A 17,499-nucleotide genomic window follows, 5' to 3' on the forward strand; every position below is an offset into this window, starting at 1 on the left:
TGAGGTTGTGATAGCATTCCCCTCCATTAATTCACCTTCCAGCGTTGCAGAGCCTGCCCATGAGTTATCAGGTGTTAGCCCGTAAATGGCGACCACAAACCTTTGCTGACGTTGTCGGTCAGGAACATGTGCTGACGGCCCTGGCGAACGGCTTGTCGCTAGGTCGCATCCATCACGCCTATCTTTTTTCCGGCACCCGCGGCGTCGGTAAAACCTCTATTGCCCGTCTGCTGGCAAAAGGTCTGAACTGCGAAACCGGGATCACCGCCACCCCGTGCGGCGTGTGTGACAACTGCCGCGAGATCGAGCAGGGGCGTTTTGTCGATCTGATCGAGATCGACGCCGCCTCGCGCACCAAGGTGGAAGACACCCGCGATCTGCTCGACAACGTGCAGTACGCCCCGGCGCGCGGCCGCTTCAAGGTCTATCTGATCGATGAAGTGCACATGCTGTCGCGCCACAGCTTCAACGCCCTGCTGAAAACGCTGGAAGAGCCGCCTGCGCACGTTAAATTCCTGCTGGCAACCACCGATCCGCAAAAGCTGCCGGTCACGATCCTGTCGCGCTGCCTGCAATTCCATCTGAAGGCGCTGGACGTTGAGCAGATCCGCGCTCAGCTTGAGCATATTCTCGATGAAGAGAACATTGTTCATGAACCGCGCGCGCTGCAACTGCTGGCCCGTGCGGCGGACGGCAGCCTGCGCGATGCGCTAAGCCTGACCGACCAGGCGATTGCCAGCGGTGACGGTAAGCTCTCCACCGACGCGGTCAGCACCATGCTCGGCACGCTGGATGACGATCAGGCGCTGTCGCTTATCGAAGCGATGATCGCCGCCAACGGTGAGCGGGTGATGACGCTCGTCAACGATGCCGCCGCCCGTGGCATTGAATGGGAAGCGCTGCTGGTCGAGATGCTCAGCCTGCTGCACCGCGTGGCGATGCTGCAACTGTCCCCGTCGGCCATTGGCGCGGACATGGCAACCATTGAGCAGCGGATGCGTGAACTTGCGCGCACCGTGCCGCCGGCTGACGTGCAGCTTTATTATCAAACCCTGCTGATTGGCCGCAAAGAGCTGCCGTTTGCGCCGGATCGCCGGATGGGCGTTGAGATGACGCTGCTGCGCGCGCTGGCTTTCCATCCGCGTATGCCCTTGCCGGAGCCGGAAACGCCCCGACAGTCCTTTGCGCCGGTTGCGCCGACCGCGGTAATGTCACCGCAGCAGGTGCCACCGCAGCCGGCATCGCCGCCGCCGCAAAACGTGCCGCTGTCGGATGCCACCAGTTCGGTGCTTGCCGCACGAAGCCAGTTGCAGCGTGCGCAGGGAGCAACCAAACCAAAAAAGAGTGAACCGGCAGCGCCAGGAAGAGCGCGGCCGGTGAACAACGCCGCGCTTGAACGACTGGCTTCGGTAACGGAGCGCGTACAGTCGCGCCCTGCACCGTCCGCGCTCGAGCAGAAAGCCCCGGCTAAAGAAGAGGCTTACCGCTGGAAGGCGACCACCGTTGTTGAGACGGTCAAGGAAGTGGTCGCCACGCCGAAAGCGCTGAAAAAGGCGCTGGAGCATGAAAAAACGCCGGAGCTTTCCGCCAGGCTTGCCGAAGAGTCCATCGCGCGCGACGCCTGGGCCGCTGAGGTCAGCAAACTGCAACTGCCGAAGCTGGTGGAGCAGGTCGCGCTGAACGCCTGGAAAGAGCAGGAAGGCAATCAGGTGCGTCTGCACCTGCGTCCCGGCCAGCGGCACCTCAACTCCCCCGGCGCGCAAAAGGCGCTGGCCGAGGCGCTCGCCGCTTTACAGGGCATGCCGGTTGAATTGACTATCATTGAAGATGATAATCCGGCGGTGAAAACACCGCTCGAGTGGCGACAGGCGATTTATGAAGAGAAGCTCGCGCAGGCGCGCGAGTCGATTATCGCGGATAACAACATCCAGACCCTGCGCCGGTTCTTCGACGCCGATCTGGATGAAGAGAGTATTCGCCCCCTTTGATCGTGAGTCTGACTTACGGTTGTAATCCTTAACGTGAAAGAAGAGAGAAGCCTATGTTTGGTGGAAAAGGCGGTCTGGGTGGCCTGATGAAGCAGGCTCAGCAGATGCAGGAAAAAATGCAGAAGATGCAGGAAGAGATCGCTCAGCTGGAAGTCACGGGTGAATCCGGTGCCGGTCTGGTCAAGGTGACCATCAACGGTGCGCATAACTGCCGTCGCGTTGAAATCGACCCGAGCCTGCTCGAAGACGACAAAGAGATGCTGGAAGATCTGGTTGCAGCCGCGTTTAACGATGCCGCTCGCCGTATCGACGAAACCCAGAAAGAGAAAATGGCCTCTGTTTCCAGCGGTATGCAGCTGCCGCCGGGCTTTAAGATGCCGTTCTGATGCAAACCAGTCCGCTGCTCACGCAGTTAATGGAAGCACTGCGCTGCCTGCCGGGCGTTGGCCCGAAGTCGGCGCAGCGTATGGCGTTTACGCTATTGCAGCGCGACCGCAGCGGCGGGATGCGCCTGGCGCAGGCTTTGACCCGCGCCATGTCAGAAATTGGTCACTGTGCGGATTGCCGGACCTTTACCGAGCAGGACGTCTGTAACATCTGCACGAACCCGCGTCGTCAGGAAAACGGCCAGATTTGCGTGGTGGAGAGTCCGGCGGACATCTACGCCATCGAACAAACCGGGCAGTTCTCCGGCCGCTATTTCGTGCTGATGGGGCACCTCTCCCCGCTGGACGGCATTGGCCCGGACGATATCGGTCTCGATCGCCTTGAACAGCGTCTTGAGTCCGAGACGATCAAAGAGGTGATCCTCGCCACCAACCCCACGGTGGAAGGGGAGGCAACCGCCAACTATATCGCCGAGCTGTGCGCGCAGTACGGCGTTGACGCCAGCCGCATCGCCCACGGCGTGCCGGTCGGCGGCGAGCTGGAGATGGTCGACGGCACCACGCTGTCGCACTCTCTGGCCGGACGTCACAAGATTATTTTCTGACCAAACGGAGGCTGCGTGCGCGGCCTCCGCTTGAAAATTTCCCCCCTTATCCCCATCTCTCACTCAACGTTTTACAACCCCATTAAATGGCATTGTTGAGGTCGACTTAGATGAAAGGACAAGAAACCCGTGGTTTCCAGTCAGAAGTGAAACAGCTTCTGCACCTGATGATCCATTCCCTGTATTCCAACAAAGAAATTTTCCTGCGTGAGCTGATTTCCAACGCCTCCGATGCGGCGGACAAGCTGCGCTTCCGTGCGCTGTCCAACCCGGATCTGTATGAAGGCGACGGCGAGCTGCGCGTGCGCGTCTCTTTCAATAAAGAGAACCGCACCCTGACGATTGCCGATAACGGCATCGGGATGAACCGCGACGAGGTGATCGACCACCTTGGCACCATCGCTAAATCCGGCACCAAAGCGTTCCTGGAGTCCATGGGCTCTGACCAGGCGAAAGACAGCCAGCTGATCGGTCAGTTCGGCGTGGGCTTCTACTCGGCGTTCATCGTGGCGGACAAAGTCACCGTGCGCACCCGCGCGGCGGGCGACAGCGCCGAGAACGGCGTGCTGTGGGAATCCAAAGGGGAAGGCGAATACACCGTTGATGACATCACCAAAGCAGATCGCGGCACCGAAATCACCCTCCACCTGCGCGAAGGCGAAGATGATTTCCTGAACGACTGGCGCGTACGCTCCATCATCAGCAAATATTCCGACCACATCGCGCTGCCGGTAGAGATTGAAAAACAGGAAGAGAAAGACGGTGAAACCGTGGTTTCCTGGGAGAAAATCAACAAGGCGCAGGCGCTGTGGACGCGTAACAAGGCTGAAATCAAAGACGACGAGTACAACGAGTTTTATAAGCACATCGCCCACGACTTTACCGACCCGCTGACCTGGAGCCACAACCGCGTGGAAGGGAAGCAGGAGTACACCAGCCTGCTGTACATTCCGGCGCAGGCACCGTGGGACATGTGGAACCGCGATCACAAGCACGGCCTGAAGCTGTACGTGCAGCGCGTCTTCATCATGGACGACGCCGAGCAGTTCATGCCGAACTATCTGCGCTTTGTTCGTGGCCTGATAGACTCCAACGATCTGCCGCTGAACGTCTCCCGAGAAATTCTCCAGGACAGCACCGTCACCCGTAATCTGCGTAACGCCCTGACCAAACGTGCGTTGCAGATGCTGGAAAAACTGGCGAAAGACGACGCGGAAAAATACCAGACCTTCTGGAAACAGTTCGGCCTGGTGCTGAAAGAAGGTCCGGCGGAAGACACCGCGAACGTGGAAGCTATCGCTAAGCTGCTGCGCTTCGCCTCTACGCACACCGACTCCTCCGCACAGACCGTGTCGCTGGAAGAGTACGTCTCCCGCATGAAGGAAGGGCAGGAGAAGATCTACTACATCACCGCCGACAGCTATGCGGCAGCGAAGAGCAGCCCGCACCTGGAGCTGCTGCGTAAGAAAGGCATCGAAGTGCTGCTGCTGTCTGACCGCATCGACGAGTGGATGATGAACTACCTGACCGAGTTCGACGGTAAGGCGTTCCAGTCCGTTGCCAAAGCCGACGAGTCCATCGACAAGCTGGCGGATGAAGTGGACGAAAGCGCGAAAGAAGCCGAGAAGGCGCTGGAGCCGTTCGTTGAGCGCGTGAAAACCCTGCTGGGCGACCGCGTGAAAGAGGTGCGCCTCACGCACCGTCTGACCGATACTCCGGCGATTGTCACCACCGATGCGGACGAAATGAGCACCCAGATGGCGAAACTGTTCGCTGCGGCGGGCCAGGCCGTGCCGGAAGTGAAATATATCTTTGAGCTTAATCCGGATCACCCGCTGGTGAAACGCGCGGCGGATACTCAGGACGAAGCCCGCTTCGCCGAGTGGGTTGAGCTGCTGCTGGATCAGTCCCTGCTGGCCGAGCGCGGCACCCTGGAAGATCCTAACCTGTTCATTAAACGTGTGAATGCGCTGCTGCTGGCGTAACTGACCACGTCTCCCCTGGTCTTCTCCCTCTCCCCGTGGGAGAGGGCCGGGGTGAGGGCACCAGACCGCACTCTCCCAAATTATCTCCCCTCATTAACCGTTTCAGCCTCCCCGCCTTCCTTGAGCGATACCCGTTCTGGTGGTATTGTTTAGCGCTTTTGAAAAATTGAATCGACATTTGAGGGGATTTTCGCAATGCGTATTATTCTGCTTGGCGCTCCGGGCGCGGGTAAGGGAACTCAGGCTCAGTTCATCATGGAGAAATACGGTATTCCGCAAATCTCTACCGGTGACATGCTGCGTGCCGCTGTTAAATCTGGCTCCGAGCTGGGCAAACAAGCTAAAGACATCATGGATGCAGGCAAGCTGGTGACCGACGAGCTGGTTATCGCGCTGGTCAAAGAGCGCATTGCTCAGGAAGACTGCCGCAACGGTTTCCTGCTGGACGGCTTCCCGCGCACCATTCCTCAGGCTGACGCCATGAAAGAAGCGGGCATCAACGTGGACTACGTGCTGGAGTTCGACGTGCCGGACGAGCTGATCGTTGACCGTATCGTTGGCCGTCGCGTACACGCTGCCTCTGGCCGCGTTTACCACATCAAATTCAACCCGCCGAAGGTTGAAGGTAAGGACGACGTGACCGGCGAAGAGCTGACCACCCGTAAAGACGATCAGGAAGAGACCGTGCGTAAGCGCCTGGTGGAATACCATCAGATGACCGCGCCGCTGATCGGCTATTACACCAAAGAAGCGCAGGCGGGTAACACCAAATACGCAAAAGTTGACGGCACCAAAGCCGTGGCTGACGTACGTGCAGAGCTGGAAAAAATCCTCGGCTAACCGCACCTCTCTCACCCGGAATCCCGGGTGAGAAAAATTCTCATCTTACCTATTACAGCAATGGGTTTCGTTTAAACGCATTTCCGCTACAATTGACAACCTATCAAATGGTTAAGAGGCGTGAATGAGTCAGGCGAAAACCGGCATCCTGCTTGCCAATCTGGGCACCCCAGAAGCACCTACTCCAGCGGCGGTAAAACGCTACCTGCGACAATTTTTAAGCGACACGCGCGTCGTGGATACCCCAAGACTGTTGTGGTGGCCACTGCTGCGTGGCGTTATTCTGCCGATTCGTTCTCCGCGTGTGGCAAAGCTCTATCAGTCCGTGTGGATGGAAGAGGGCTCGCCGCTGATGGTTTACAGCCGTCGTCAGGAAAAAGCGCTGGCCGCCCGTCTGCCGGACATGCCCGTTGCGCTCGGCATGAGCTACGGTAAGCCTTCGCTGGCCAGCGCCGTCGATTCTCTGCTGGCGCAGGGCGTTGAGCACATCGTGGTGCTCGCCCTTTACCCGCAGTATTCGTGCTCCACGGTGGCTGCCGTCTGGGACGAGCTGGCGCGCATTCTGGCGACCCGCCGCCGTATTCCCGGTATTACCTTTATCCGCGACTACGCCGATAACGAGCTGTATATTCAGGCGCTCGCCAGCAGCGTGCGCGCGTCGTTTGAAAAACATGGCGAGCCGGATCTGCTGCTGCTTTCCTATCACGGTATTCCGCAGCGTTTCGCCAACGAAGGGGATGATTACCCCCAGCGCTGCCGCGATACGACCCGCGAGCTGGTCTCTGCGCTCGGCCTGCCGCCGGAGAAGGTAATGATGACCTTCCAGTCGCGCTTTGGCCGCGAGCCGTGGCTCACGCCGTATACCGATGAAACGCTTAAAATGCTGGGCGAGAAGGGCGTGAAGCATATTCAGGTGATGTCGCCGGGCTTCTCGGCGGACTGTCTGGAAACGCTGGAAGAGATTGCCGTCCAGAACAAAGAGTTCTTCATGGAGGCGGGCGGAACGAAATACGAATACATTCCGGCGCTTAACGACTCTCCTGAACACATCGACATGATGGTGTCGCTGGTCACCACTCGCCGCTGATCGCGTTACGGGCCGGGTTTGTGCTACCATTCCCGGCCCGTATTCTTTGCACAGTTCAGACCATGAAATTTCCCGGTAAACGTAAGTCCAAACACTATTTCCCCGTCGATGCCCGCGATCCGCTGCTACAGCAAATCCAGCCGGAAAGCGAAACCAGCGCAGCCTGGGTGGTGGGTATCGATCAGACGCTGGTGGACATTGAAGCCAAAGTGGATGACGCGTTTGTCGCACGTTATGGTCTGAGCGCCGGGCACTCGCTGGTGATTGAGGATGACGTTGCTGAAGCGCTGTATCAGGAGCTAAAGCGCGACAATCTCATCACCCACCAGTTTGCCGGCGGCACCATCGGTAACACCATGCACAACTACTCCGTGCTGGCAGATGACCGCTCGGTCCTGCTTGGCGTGATGTGCAGCAATATCGAAATCGGTGGCTATGCCTACCGCTACCTGTGCAATACCTCCAGCCGCACCGATCTGAACTATTTGCAGGGCGTTGACGGGCCGATTGGCCGCTGTTTTACGCTGATTAGCGATTCCGGCGAACGGACCTTCGCCATCAGCCCAGGCCATATGAACAAGCTGCGCGCCGAAAGTATCCCGGAAGAGGTGATCGCGGGCGCGTCTGCGCTGGTGCTGACCTCCTACCTGGTGCGCTGCAAGCCGGGCGAGCCGATGCCTGAAGCGACCATGAAGGCGATTGAGTACGCGAAGAAATACAACGTGCCGGTAGTTCTGACGCTGGGCACCAAATTCGTGATTGCCGACAACCCGGAGTGGTGGCAGGCCTTCCTGAAGGAGCACGTCTCCATTCTGGCGATGAACGAAGAAGAGGCCGAAGCGCTGACCGGCGAAAGCGATCCGCTGCTGGCGTCCGATAAAGCGCTGGACTGGGTGGATCTGGTGCTCTGCACCGCCGGTCCGGTTGGGCTGTACATGGCGGGATTCACGGAAGAAGAGAGCAAGCGCAAAACCCAGCACCCGCTGCTGCCGGGGGCGATTGCCGAATTTAACCAGTACGAATTCAGCCGCGCCATGCGTCATAAAGACTGCGTAAACCCGCTGCGCATCTTCTCCCACATCGCACCGTATATGGGCGGTCCCGAGAAGATCATGAACACCAACGGCGCGGGCGACGGCGCGCTGGCCGCGCTGTTGCACGACATCACCGCCAACGCCTACCACAAAACCAACGTGCCGAACTCCAGCAAACACAGGTTCACCTGGCTGACCTACTCCTCGCTGGCGCAGGTGTGCAAGTACGCGAACCGCGTGAGCTATCAGGTGCTGAACCAGCATTCGCCGCGCTTAACGCGAGGACTGCCGGAACGGGAAGACAGCCTCGAAGAGGCGTACTGGGATCGTTGATTGTTAAAAGAAAACCCCGGTGGCGCTACGCTTACCGGGGCTGCTTGTAGGCCTGCTAAGCGTAGCGCCAGCAGGCTTTTTTTTACCCCGTCACCGCCTCTTCAACCGGCGGCTTCGTCAGCAGCGTCAGCATGGTGTTTGCAATCTCACGCTCGCCCATCACCACCTGATTCGCGCCACGCTCGGTGATGTAGTCCACCTCGTCGTCATAGTGCGCTCGGGCGATGATCTCAATACCCGGGCACTTCTCGCGCGCGGACGCCACGATCTCACCGGCCTCGTACCCGTTCGGGATCGTCAGCAGCAGCCAGCGGGCGCAGTCCAGATGCGCAAGCTCCATAATCTCTTCGTTAGCTGCGTTGCCCAGCACCGCACGAATGCCGCGCTCGCGAAGCTCATCCACGCGGGTGCGTGACGTCTCAATCACCACCAGCGGAATGCCCTGCGCCATCAGCTTCTCGCCGAGCAGACTGCCGACGCGGCCAAAGCCGACCAGCAGCGCGTGGTTGCAGATATCCACCGGGATCTGCTTCTCATCTTCCGTTGCCTCTTCCAGCGTCTGCTCTTCGAGGGTTTCGGTCTTCTCGAGGTATTTTTCCAGCAGGGCAAACAATACCGGATTCAGCATGATGGAGAGGATCGCCCCCGCCAGCACCAGATTTTGCCCCGCCTGCGGCAGCAGGTTCAGGGCCATGCCCAGACCGGCCAGAATAAAGGCAAACTCACCAATCTGCGCCAGGCTGGCGGCGATGGTCAGCGCCGTGCGCGGCGAGTGGCCGAACATCCGCACCAGGAAGAAGGCCGCCAGCGACTTACCGAAGATGATGATTGCCAGCGTGCCCAGCACGGCCAGCGGCTGATGAATCAGGACCATCGGGTCGAACAGCATCCCGACGGAGACAAAGAACAGCACCGCGAACGCATCGCGCAGTGGCAGGGTATCGTGCGCGGCACGGTGGCTCAGTTCGGACTCGTTCAGCACCATCCCGGCGAAGAACGCACCCAGCGCAAAGGAGACGTCGAACAGTTCGACGGCGCCAAAGGCAATGCCCAGCGCCAGCGCAAGGACCGAAAGCGTAAACAGTTCACGCGAGCCGGTAGCGGCGCTGCGGGACATGATCCACGGCACCAGACGACGGCCCACCAGCATCATGATGGCGATAAACGCCACCACCTTACCGATGGTGATGCTCATATCCAGCGCCAGCGAGGCGAAGCCGATATTCTCTTTTTCCATCATCCCGGCGACGGCGGGCAGCAGCACCAGCGTCAACACCATCACCAGATCTTCTACAATCAGCCAGCCGATCGCGATTTGCCCGCGCTGGCTGTCTATCAGCTGCCTCTCTTCAAGCGCGCGCAGCAGCACCACGGTACTGGCGGTTGAAAGACACAGCCCAAATACGATGCCGGTCATAATTGACCAGCCCAGCACCGCCGAAAGCGCCATGCCCAGCAGCGTCGCCACCCCTATCTGGGCGATCGCTCCCGGTATGGCGATCGACTTTACCGCCATCAGATCCTTCAGCGAAAAATGCAGACCGACGCCAAACATCAGCAGGATAACGCCCAGTTCCGCCAGCTCCGGTGCAAGTTTGGTATCTGCGACAAAACCAGGCGTAAACGGTCCTGCCAGCACGCCCGCTAACAAATAGCCTACCAGGGGCGAAATACGCAGTTTGTTGGCAATCATGCCGAGGATAAAAGCGAGCACAAGTCCACCAACAATGGTGGTGATAAGCGGTGTGGCGTGGTGCATTCCGTCTCCTTTCGCGATGGGTGATCCATTTTTGGTGCAAATACCAAAAAGCCGATTAATAGTTTATGACAATTTTTACCCTTATGTTTATGAATAATTGTTGAAACAGGAATAAAAAGGCAATAAGCGTGAAAAAGGGCAGGTTTTACTAAGTTTGTGGGGAGGAGTCAGAGGAAAGCCTTATGGCATCAGGTTATCCGGCTGCCAAAGTTTAACTTTGGCAGCCGTGAAATTACGCTTTATGACGGTTGTCAGGCAGGAATATGGTCAACATCCCCAGAAGTGGCAGGAAAGCGCAGATTTTATAAACCAGGAAGATGCTGGTGTGGTCTGCAACCATCCCTAACACGGCTGCGCCAAGGCCGCCCATGCCAAAGGCAAAACCGAAAAAGAGGCCGGAAACCATACCGATACGTCCCGGCAGCAACTCCTGCGCATAGACCAGGATGGCTGAGAATGCCGATGCGAGAATAAAACCAATAATCACCGTCAAAATCCCGGTCCATTCCAGACTTGCGTACGGTAAAAGAAGGGTAAACGGTGCGACGCCGAGGATAGAGCCCCAAATCACATATTTACGCCCAATTTTATCGCCAACAGGCCCGCCAATCACCGTGCCTGCCGCCACCGCAAACAGGAAGGCGAAGAGGTGAAACTGGGCGTTTTGTACCGATAATCCGAATTTTTGCATCAGATAGAAGGTGTAATAGCTGCTGATGCTCGCCATATAGAAATATTTCGAGAAAATCAGCACCAGCAGCACGCTGACGGCCAGGATCACCTTGTTGCGGGGAAGGGGGTTAATAACCTTCGCCACAGGCTTACCCTTATTTACGCGATGCTGCGCGGCATACCAGCGGCTGATTTGCGCCAGCACGACAATCGCCAGCAGCGCGGCCAGCACAAACCACGCCACGTTGCCTTTACCATAGGGCGCGATAATTACCGCCGCCAGCAGAGGACCGAGGGAGCTACCAAAGTTGCCCCCCACCTGGAACAGAGACTGCGCCAGCCCGTGACGTCCGCCGGAGGCCATACGCGCCACGCGGGACGATTCCGGATGGAATACCGATGATCCGGTACCCACCAGCGCCGCGGCAACCAGTACCGCCTCAAAGCTGCCCGCCATCGCCAGCAGCACCAGCCCGCTCAGGGTGAAGCACATGCCAATGGGCAGCGACCATGGCATCGGGTATTTGTCCGTCCAGTAGCCCACCACCGGCTGTAGCAGTGAAGAGGCCAGCTGGAAGGTCAGGGTAATCATCCCGATCTGCACGAAGGTTAATGAGAACTCGGACTGCAACAGCGGATAGATCGCCAGAATCAGCGACTGGATCATGTCGTTGAGCAGGTGAGAAAGACTGATTGCGCCTAATACTTTAAAGGAAGTGCGCGATTTCGGCGGCGACGCCGGAGCGCCCTGAACAGGCTGGGTTGATTCACTGATTGCCATAAATACCACGTCAATTTGTTATTAGAGATGCAGGGAGTAATTATTATCCGACTAACATACTCGTCCGTGACATTTGAAGAAAGTCGCAATTCTGAAAACTTATTTGTCTATTCTTGTGAGTCACTGTAATTTTTGCGTTTGTCTATGGGTCAGGGAGAGAGAAGATGAAGTTAATAAAGCGTGGCGTCGCGCTGGCGCTCATCGCCGCATGGGGGCTGACAAGCCTGCCCGCGCAGGCTTATGAAAAAGATAAAACCTATAAAATTACCATTCTCCACACGAACGATCATCACGGCCATTTCTGGCGCAGCGAATACGGTGAATATGGCCTGGCGGCGCAAAAAACGCTGGTGGACGGCATTCGCAAAGAGGTCGCGGCCCAGGGCGGCAGCGTGCTGCTGCTGTCGGGCGGGGATATTAATACCGGCGTACCGGAATCGGATTTACAGGATGCCGAGCCTGATTTTCGCGGCATGAATTTAATCGGCTACGACGCGATGGCGGTCGGAAACCACGAGTTTGATAATCCGCTGAACGTGCTGCGCCAGCAGGAGAAGTGGTCCAAATTCCCGTTCCTTTCCGCCAATATTTATCAGAAAAGCACCGGCGAGCGCCTGTTTAAACCGTGGGCGCTGTTTAAGCGTCAGGATCTGAAGATTGCGGTCATCGGCTTAACCACTGACGATACGGCCAAAATTGGCAATCCTGAATATTTCACCGACATTGAATTCCGTAAACCGGCGGACGAAGCGAAGCTGGTGATCCAGGAGTTGCAGCAGAATGAAAAGCCGGATGTGATTATCGCGACCACCCACATGGGGCATTACGATAACGGCGAGCACGGCTCCAACGCGCCGGGCGACGTAGAGATGGCGCGCAGCCTGCCAGCGGGCTCGCTGGCGATGATTGTGGGCGGCCATTCGCAGGATCCGGTCTGCATGGCTTCCGAGAATAAAAAACAGGTGGACTACGTGCCGGGCACGCCGTGCGCGCCGGACCGTCAGAACGGGATCTGGATCGTGCAGGCCCACGAGTGGGGGAAATACGTTGGCCGCGCGGATTTTGAATTCCGTAACGGCGAGATGAAGCTGGTGCACTATCAGCTCATCCCGGTGAACCTGAAGAAGAAAGTCACCTACCCGGACGGCAAAAGTGAGCGCGTACTCTACACGCCAGAGATCGCTGAAAACCAGCAGATGCTCTCCCTGCTGACGCCGTTCCAGAGCAAAGGGAAAGCGCAGCTGGACGTGAAGATTGGCACGCTTAACGGTCGTCTGGAAGGGGACCGCAGCAAAGTCCGCTTCGTGCAGACCAACATGGGGCGTCTGGTGCTGGCCGCGCAGATGGCGCGCACGAATGCGGATTTTGGCGTGATGAGCGGCGGCGGTATTCGTGATTCCATCGAAGGCGGAAACATCACCTATAAAGACGTGCTGAAGGTACAGCCGTTTGGCAACGTGGTGGTGTATGCGGACATGAGCGGGAAAGAGGTGATTGACTACCTGACGGCCGTGGCGCAGATGAAGCCGGACTCGGGGGCGTATCCGCAGTTTGCTAACGTCAGCTTCGTGGCGAAGGACGGCAAGCTCAACGATCTCAAGATCAAGGGCGAGCCTGTTGATCCGGCGAAAACCTACCGCCTGGCAACGTTAAGCTTCAATGCCACCGGCGGCGACGGCTATCCGCACATTGATAACAAACCGGGCTATGTGAATACCGGCTTTATTGATGCGGAGGTGCTGAAGCAGTTTATCCAGCAGAATTCACCGATTGACGTGAACGCGTATGAGCCGAAGGGCGAGGTGAGCTGGCAGTAGTGGTTTTGTTGCCGGGTGGCGGCTACGCCTTACCCGGCCTACGATTCGAATGTAGGCCCGGTAAGCGCAGCACCACCGGGCAATTTTCTCAATCCCGGCGCGCAATATCCGCAAACGTCGCGTCCAGCATTTTCGCCAGATCGCCCGCGGCCAGTTCGATATCCAGCCCGCGCTTGCCGCCAGAAATGTAGATCGTCTCAAATTCCTGCGAAGGCGCATCGATCAGCGTCGGCAGACGCTTTTTCTGGCCGAGCGGGCTGATCCCGCCGACAAGATATCCGGTCGTGCGTTGCGCAACCATCGGGTCGGCCATATCGACCTTTTTCGCCCCCAGCGCTTTGGCCACTTTTTTCAAATCGAGCTGACCGGCGACGGGCGTCACCGCCACGGCGAGGTGCTTCATATCGCCATTCAACGCGACCAGCAGCGTTTTGTAGACCTGGTCCGCGTTCAGCCCCAGCTTGCGCACCACTTCATCACCAAAGTTGGTTTCGTTCGGATCGTGATCGTAGGTGTGGATCCGGAAAGAAATTTTGTTTTTTTCGAGTAATTTAACGGCGGGAGTCATGGCTATCCTTCTTACGACAGACGATTCATACCAGCAGCATACGCCTGACGTTTGTCTAAAAAATAGCACCATCTTGCGCAATAGTATTGGCAGTGATGGTCACTTTGAGCGACAATCGGCTCAACCGAAGGTCACTTCGGTATAATAAAAACGATGAAATTCCTCTTTGACGGGCCAATAGCGATATTGGCCATTTTTTTACTTCAGCAGCGACGGCAAATTCCCTTCGCCGTACAAATGCAACGCGCCAACCGCGACGACATAACGACCGGCAGGCAGGGCATACAGCGTCTCCCGCCACGCCTGGTTACGCGCGTTCATCAGCACATCATACAACGATTCACTGAACGTCGACGGTAACGCCAGCTTGCCGTCTGTCGGCGGCGCGTCCAGCCACCAGCCAATCATGGTTTGCAGAAGCCGCGCATTGGTGTGCCAGTGGGTCAGGGTATCTTCCAGCAGCATACGTCCGTCGTCCGGAAGCTGACGCAGGAGCGCTATCTGGCTGTCCGTCCCTTCCAGTTCGATGACGGGCATAGTGCGCGCCCGTGCCATATTCAGCAGCTGATAATCAATGCCGTAATCGCCGCGCAGGCCCAGGCGCTGCGCCTGCGTGGCCTGTAACACCATCGCGATTTGCCACAGCGGCAGGGTATCAATCATGGATAGCGATACGCCCGTCTCGTTGGCAATGCGCGTCAGCTCCGCGAGCTGAGCATCGTCCAGACGTTCCGCCAGCGGGAGGTCGCTTTCCAGCCCGGCAAACGGCGACTCGTGGCCGGAGATGTCGGCCTCGACGATCAGCGCGTCGGCGCGCTTCAGCAGTTTAATCAGGCCGGCGGGCAGGGGTGACATATCCTGTGTGCCCATATGGATGCTTCCCACCAGGTGCAGATGCCGTCCGCCCGGAAGCGAAATATCCATGCCGGGCCAGGCATAACGGCGGGGAAAGAGGGCGCGAAACGATGCTTTTATACGGCTAAACAGACTCATACGCGCTCCATGATCGGAAAGGGTCATGCTAGCGCGTACGAGAACAAGGTTCAATCCTTCGGTTTAAACCGCAGCAGGCGGTTGGCGTTGCTCACCACGGTAATGGACGAGAGCGCCATCGCCGCACCCGCGACCACCGGGTTCAGCAGGGTGCCGGTCAGCGGCCACAAAATCCCGGCGGCAACCGGAATGCCGAGTGAGTTGTAGATGAATGCCCCCAGCAGGTTCTGCTTCATATTGCGCAACGTGGCTTTCGAAATCGCCAGCGCGTCCGCCACGCCCATCAGGCTGTGCCGCATCAGGGTGATCGCCGCAGTCTCAATGGCAACATCGCTCCCGCCGCCCATCGCAATGCCTACGTCAGCCTGCGCCAGCGCCGGGGCGTCGTTTATACCGTCGCCGACCATCGCCACCTGACGTCCTTCACGTTGCAGTTTCTGGATGGCGTCCGCTTTGCCGTCCGGCAGCACGCCGGCAATCACCTCATCAATCCCGGCTTCTCTGGCGATGGCGTTAGCGGTCGTCGGATTATCACCGGTTAACATCACCAGGCGGTAGCCCGCGCGGTGCAGGCGCTGTAGGGCATCCACGCTGTCCTGGCGTAACGGATCGCGCACGGCCAGCAGCGCCGCCGCCTGTCCATCCATTGCCAGCAGAACCGGTGTCGCCCCCTGAGAAGCCTGCGCGTTAAGCTCAGCTTCCAGCGCGGACGTATCAACGCCGTTTTCATTCAGCAGTGCCTGGTTACCCAGCAGCAGCGTATGCCCTTCGGCTTCCCCGCTGACCCCTAAACCGCGCAGGGTGCGGAAGTTGCTTACCTGCGGCAGGCGGGCATCGCCGGCTTTCTCAAGGATGGCGCGCGCCAGCGGGTGGCTGGAACCTTGTTCCAGCGCCGCGGCAAGGCGCACGGCATCCGCTTCCGTACAGCCCGCGGTTTTGACAGCCACCACCTGGGGTTTGCCCTCGGTGAGCGTACCGGTTTTATCGAGGACAAGGGTGTCCAGCGTGCTTGCCCGCTGTAGCGCGTCGGCGTCACGAACCAGCACACCAAACTCGGCGGCGCGACCGACGCCGGAGATAATCGACATCGGCGTGGCCAGGCCAAGCGCACAAGGGCAGGCGATGATCAGCACCGTGGTGGCAATCACCAGGGTGTAGACAATCTGCGGTGCCGGGCCGAAGAAATACCAGATCGCCGCGCTGAGCAGCGCAATGCCGACCACCACGGGGACAAAAATAGCGGAAATTTTATCGGCAAGCTGGCCGATTTCCGGCTTGCTGCTCTGGGCCTGACGAACCATACGGATGATGCGCGACAGGGTGGTATGGCTGCCAACGGCGCTGGCGCGGAACAGCACGCTTCCGTCCTGCACCACCGTACCCGCATGCACCGCATCGCCCTGGGATTTCTGCTGGGGGATCGGCTCACCGGTCAGCATGGCTTCATCAAGCCAGGCATCGCCCTGGGTAATTTCACCGTCGACGGGCACGCGGTCGCCGGTGGTCAGGCGCAGCGTCATACCCGGCTGCACCTCCGAGAGCGGAACGCTTTTCTCCCCGTCGTCCGTCACCACGCGGGCCGTCGGCGGGGTTAAATCGAGTAATCTTTCCAGCGCTTTCGACGAGCGCTGGCGAGCGCGGGCTTCGAGCATGTGGCCTAAGTTAATCAGACCAATAATCATCGCGCTTGCTTCATAGTAGAGGTGGCGAGCTTCCATCGGGAACCACTGCGGCCAGACGTTAACGCTCATTGAATAAAGCCACGCGGCCCCCGTCCCGAGCGCGACCAGCGTGTCCATCGTCGCCGTGCGGTTTTTCAGGCTTTTCCAGGCGCTGGTGTAAAAATGCCCGCCTGCAAACACCATGACCGCAAGGGTAATGACACCAATCACCAGCCACAGGGTGCGGTTATCAGCGGTGACCATCATGTTGTCACCCATCATGCCCCACACCATCACCGGAATACCAACCAGCAGGGCGACGATCGCCTGCCAGCGGAAGCGCTTCATGGTGGCGATAGCCGTTTCCTGCTGGCGCTCGCGGCGCTCGGCATCATCTTCGATGGCCTCCGCCCCGTAGCCCGCTTTCTCAACGGCCTGTACTAAATCTGCGGCGGAGGCGCTGCCCATCACCAGCGCAGTACGCTCCGCCAGGTTTACCCGTGCCTGCGCTACGCCCGGGACCGCCTGCAAGGCATTCTGTACCCGTGAAACGCAGCTGGCGCAGCTCATGCCGTTGATCAGCAGCTGTTGGCTGTCATCAATGTCATCCGCTACCGGAAGCTCAGGAGTGGCCGCTGTCAGTGCTTCCGACGGGGATGATGACTCTGCCAGCGGTTTAGCCTTTGGGTGGCTTAACTCCGCCCCGTAACCGGCCTGTTTGATAGTATCAATCAGCGCGTCGGCGCTGGCGCTGCCGGTCACGGCGGCATGATCGATAGTCACCTCAGCGCTTTCCACGTCAGGGCGCTGTTCCAGACTTTCTTTAACGCGTTTGACGCAGTGGCCGCAGGAGAGGCCGTCAAGCGTCAGGTCAATAGTGTGAGACATAACAAAACTCCCGTATAATGTTCTGGTCAATTGTTGACCTTCACTCTGCTTTTCGCTAACTGTTATGAAGGTTAAACCTTCCATCAAGGGGAAGGTCAAGGG

At 58.4% G+C, this 17,499-nt stretch carries 13 protein-coding genes and 1 other annotated feature; of the genes, 8 read left to right on the top strand and 5 right to left on the bottom strand.

Annotated elements, in window-relative coordinates; genetic code table 11:
• Window positions 1-59: 59 nt before the first annotated feature.
• The 7 genes from dnaX (at window position 60) to IM267_RS02960 (ending at window position 8,258) form a co-directional block, all read left to right on the top strand.
• On the top strand, window positions 60-1,988 hold the full coding sequence (gene dnaX, locus IM267_RS02930; protein WP_063869016.1) for a DNA polymerase III subunit gamma/tau: 1,929 nt from the start codon (window positions 60-62) through the stop codon (window positions 1,986-1,988).
• Window positions 1,318-1,382, top strand: a sequence feature (DnaX frameshifting element). Its footprint overlaps the gene before it by 65 nt.
• A gap of 53 nt (window positions 1,989-2,041) precedes the next feature.
• Entirely contained in the window at window positions 2,042-2,374 is a 333-nt protein-coding gene (locus IM267_RS02935) for a YbaB/EbfC family nucleoid-associated protein (RefSeq protein ID WP_003858972.1), read from the top strand.
• Window positions 2,374-2,979, top strand: a complete 606-nt coding sequence (gene recR, locus IM267_RS02940) for a recombination mediator RecR (RefSeq protein WP_006809843.1) — start codon at window positions 2,374-2,376, stop codon at window positions 2,977-2,979. The genes IM267_RS02935 and recR overlap by 1 nt, the downstream gene beginning before the upstream one ends.
• Before the next feature lie 110 nt (window positions 2,980-3,089).
• Window positions 3,090-4,964, top strand: coding sequence for a molecular chaperone HtpG (htpG, locus tag IM267_RS02945; protein WP_112791912.1), 1,875 nt, complete (start codon window positions 3,090-3,092; stop codon window positions 4,962-4,964).
• A gap of 195 nt (window positions 4,965-5,159) precedes the next feature.
• Window positions 5,160-5,804, top strand: a complete 645-nt coding sequence (adk, locus tag IM267_RS02950) for an adenylate kinase (RefSeq protein WP_006809841.1) — start codon at window positions 5,160-5,162, stop codon at window positions 5,802-5,804.
• A gap of 124 nt (window positions 5,805-5,928) precedes the next feature.
• A complete protein-coding gene (hemH, locus tag IM267_RS02955; protein WP_063451657.1) occupies window positions 5,929-6,891 on the top strand; it encodes a ferrochelatase in 963 nt (320 codons plus the stop codon).
• 62 nt (window positions 6,892-6,953) lie between these two features.
• On the top strand, window positions 6,954-8,258 hold the full coding sequence (locus tag IM267_RS02960) for an inosine/guanosine kinase (RefSeq protein WP_063451656.1): 1,305 nt from the start codon (window positions 6,954-6,956) through the stop codon (window positions 8,256-8,258).
• An 82-nt stretch (window positions 8,259-8,340) separates the two neighbouring features.
• Here the strand turns inward: IM267_RS02960 and ybaL are convergent, their stop codons facing one another.
• Both ybaL and IM267_RS02970 read right to left on the bottom strand, forming a co-directional pair.
• A complete protein-coding gene (ybaL, locus tag IM267_RS02965) occupies window positions 8,341-10,017 on the bottom strand; it encodes a YbaL family putative K(+) efflux transporter (RefSeq protein WP_112791913.1) in 1,677 nt (558 codons plus the stop codon).
• A 232-nt stretch (window positions 10,018-10,249) separates the two neighbouring features.
• Window positions 10,250-11,470 carry an MFS transporter gene (locus tag IM267_RS02970; protein ID WP_063451654.1) on the bottom strand — a complete coding sequence of 407 codons (1,221 nt, stop codon included), beginning with the start codon at window positions 11,468-11,470 and terminating at the stop codon, window positions 10,250-10,252.
• Window positions 11,471-11,634: 164 nt separating this feature from the next.
• Between IM267_RS02970 and ushA the strand changes: the two genes are divergently transcribed.
• A complete protein-coding gene (gene ushA, locus IM267_RS02975) occupies window positions 11,635-13,287 on the top strand; it encodes a bifunctional UDP-sugar hydrolase/5'-nucleotidase UshA (RefSeq protein ID WP_193032667.1) in 1,653 nt (550 codons plus the stop codon).
• A gap of 88 nt (window positions 13,288-13,375) precedes the next feature.
• On the opposite strand, the gene ybaK is transcribed toward ushA, so the two are convergent.
• From ybaK to copA, 3 genes are all read right to left on the bottom strand, one after another.
• Window positions 13,376-13,855, bottom strand: a complete 480-nt coding sequence (gene ybaK / locus IM267_RS02980) for a Cys-tRNA(Pro)/Cys-tRNA(Cys) deacylase YbaK (RefSeq protein ID WP_193032669.1) — start codon at window positions 13,853-13,855, stop codon at window positions 13,376-13,378.
• 198 nt (window positions 13,856-14,053) lie between these two features.
• A complete protein-coding gene (locus IM267_RS02985; protein ID WP_193032671.1) occupies window positions 14,054-14,848 on the bottom strand; it encodes a TraB/GumN family protein in 795 nt (264 codons plus the stop codon).
• Window positions 14,849-14,898: 50 nt separating this feature from the next.
• Complete coding sequence (gene copA / locus IM267_RS02990; RefSeq protein ID WP_193032673.1) at window positions 14,899-17,397, bottom strand: copper-exporting P-type ATPase CopA; 2,499 nt, start codon at window positions 17,395-17,397, stop codon at window positions 14,899-14,901.
• Window positions 17,398-17,499: the final 102 nt, after the last annotated feature.

The sequence above is a fragment of the Enterobacter cloacae complex sp. P15RS genome, assembly GCF_014895905.1.
Lineage (GTDB): Bacteria > Pseudomonadota > Gammaproteobacteria > Enterobacterales > Enterobacteriaceae > Enterobacter > Enterobacter quasihormaechei.

Excerpts from the sequence above, each read along its gene's own strand:
- dnaX (WP_063869016.1), top strand. The coding sequence starts at position 60 with ATGAGTTATCAGGTGTTAGCCCGTAAATGGCGACCACAAACCTTTGCT.
- IM267_RS02935 (WP_003858972.1), top strand. The coding sequence starts at position 2,042 with ATGTTTGGTGGAAAAGGCGGTCTGGGTGGCCTGATGAAGCAGGCTCAG.
- recR (WP_006809843.1), top strand. The coding sequence starts at position 2,374 with ATGCAAACCAGTCCGCTGCTCACGCAGTTAATGGAAGCACTGCGCTGC.
- htpG (WP_112791912.1), top strand. The coding sequence starts at position 3,090 with ATGAAAGGACAAGAAACCCGTGGTTTCCAGTCAGAAGTGAAACAGCTT.
- adk (WP_006809841.1), top strand. The coding sequence starts at position 5,160 with ATGCGTATTATTCTGCTTGGCGCTCCGGGCGCGGGTAAGGGAACTCAG.
- hemH (WP_063451657.1), top strand. The coding sequence starts at position 5,929 with ATGAGTCAGGCGAAAACCGGCATCCTGCTTGCCAATCTGGGCACCCCA.
- IM267_RS02960 (WP_063451656.1), top strand. The coding sequence starts at position 6,954 with ATGAAATTTCCCGGTAAACGTAAGTCCAAACACTATTTCCCCGTCGAT.
- ybaL (WP_112791913.1), bottom strand. The coding sequence starts at position 10,017 with ATGCACCACGCCACACCGCTTATCACCACCATTGTTGGTGGACTTGTG.
- IM267_RS02970 (WP_063451654.1), bottom strand. The coding sequence starts at position 11,470 with ATGGCAATCAGTGAATCAACCCAGCCTGTTCAGGGCGCTCCGGCGTCG.
- ushA (WP_193032667.1), top strand. The coding sequence starts at position 11,635 with ATGAAGTTAATAAAGCGTGGCGTCGCGCTGGCGCTCATCGCCGCATGG.
- ybaK (WP_193032669.1), bottom strand. The coding sequence starts at position 13,855 with ATGACTCCCGCCGTTAAATTACTCGAAAAAAACAAAATTTCTTTCCGG.
- IM267_RS02985 (WP_193032671.1), bottom strand. The coding sequence starts at position 14,848 with ATGAGTCTGTTTAGCCGTATAAAAGCATCGTTTCGCGCCCTCTTTCCC.
- copA (WP_193032673.1), bottom strand. The coding sequence starts at position 17,397 with ATGTCTCACACTATTGACCTGACGCTTGACGGCCTCTCCTGCGGCCAC.